The organism is Arthrobacter sp. 10T413_2, assembly GCF_056394205.1.
The window spans coordinates 1-1,110 of record NZ_JBFTHK010000359.1 but is presented as its reverse complement, the minus strand read 5'-3'; the positions used below and the strand labels follow the sequence as shown (position 1 = coordinate 1,110).

The window sequence follows — 1,110 nt, the reverse complement described above, 5'->3', positions numbered from 1 at the left end:
GGAGACGCCGGCGTTGACGCCGTCGTTGACGCCGATGCCGCCCTGAACGCCGTCGAAAACCAGCTGAGCCTGCTCTGGCGTCGCGGCCGGTCCATTTCCAATCAACTCTCCCGCGAGGTCCACCCGGACGTGGAACCCGCTGCCTACGGACTGCTCACCGTGATCCGCAAGCAAGGACCTATCCGGCTGACCGATCTCGCGTCCAGCATCGGCGTCGGCAAACCCTCGGTCAGCCGGCAGATCGCGTTCCTGGAGGGCCTCGGCCTCGTGTCGAAGGAAGCGGATCCCMTCGATGGCCGGGCGCAGGCCATCCGCCTGACGCCCGAGGGCGAGGAAAGGATGCACCAGGTCCAGGACGCCCGGCGTGAGGTGTTCCGGAAGCGCCTGGCGCAGTGGCCGGCCGAAGACCTGCAGGCGCTCGCCACCTACATGGCAAAGCTCAATGCCACCTACGAACGCGATGGCTTCCCCCGGGACGAACACGCCTGAGACTCGAAAAGGACCCCCGGCCGAGCCGGGGGTCCTTTTCTAACGTCTGTGAGTTGGCGTCTAGCGTGCTCCGGAAAGGAGGCCCTTCGCCAGTTCGTCGTTGAGGTCGGAGTTGAGTTCTCGGTCGAGGTCGCGGCCGTAGCGCTGCGCGAACTCCTGCGGGACGGTGTCCGGAACCGCGACACCCTCGGCGACCGCGACCCGGTCGCTGACTTCGCGGAGCATGCTTGAGAGCGGAACGTCGAGGGCCGAGCAGATCGAGGACAGCAACTCCGAGGAGGCTTCCTTCTGGCCGCGTTCCACTTCACTCAGGTAGCCCAGGGACACACGGGCACTGTGCGAAACTTCACGGAGGGTACGGCCTTGGCGCTGGCGGACATCGCGCAGGACATCACCGATTTCGTGACGAAGTACTACCATCTTGCGCTCCTTCTGTTCGCTCTTTGCCTGATCGGCGAGGCCCACATCCTTCCAGCGGACAACGCCGTTTACGGATACGGGCTGCTTTACCATCTGTATCGCMTTGCTCCTCGTACTGTCGAGTCCGCCGGTGGGGGCGGACTCTGCTGATGTTTTCATCCTAGGCGCCTCCCTTATTTGGAAGCGACACAATGTAACAAC

At 64.1% G+C, this 1,110-nt stretch carries 2 protein-coding genes; one reads left to right on the top strand and one right to left on the bottom strand.

The features are described 5' to 3' along the window. Window positions 1-489, top strand: a 489-nt coding sequence (locus tag AC1DBQ_RS23440; RefSeq protein ID WP_476930772.1) for a MarR family winged helix-turn-helix transcriptional regulator, incomplete at its 5' end; no start/stop codon positions are given. A gap of 60 nt (window positions 490-549) precedes the next feature. Here AC1DBQ_RS23440 and AC1DBQ_RS23435 read toward each other — a convergent pair. Further along, window positions 550-1,002, bottom strand: a complete 453-nt coding sequence (locus tag AC1DBQ_RS23435; RefSeq protein WP_066434909.1) for a helix-turn-helix domain-containing protein — start codon at window positions 1,000-1,002, stop codon at window positions 550-552. Between the last annotated feature and the right edge of the window lie 108 nt (window positions 1,003-1,110).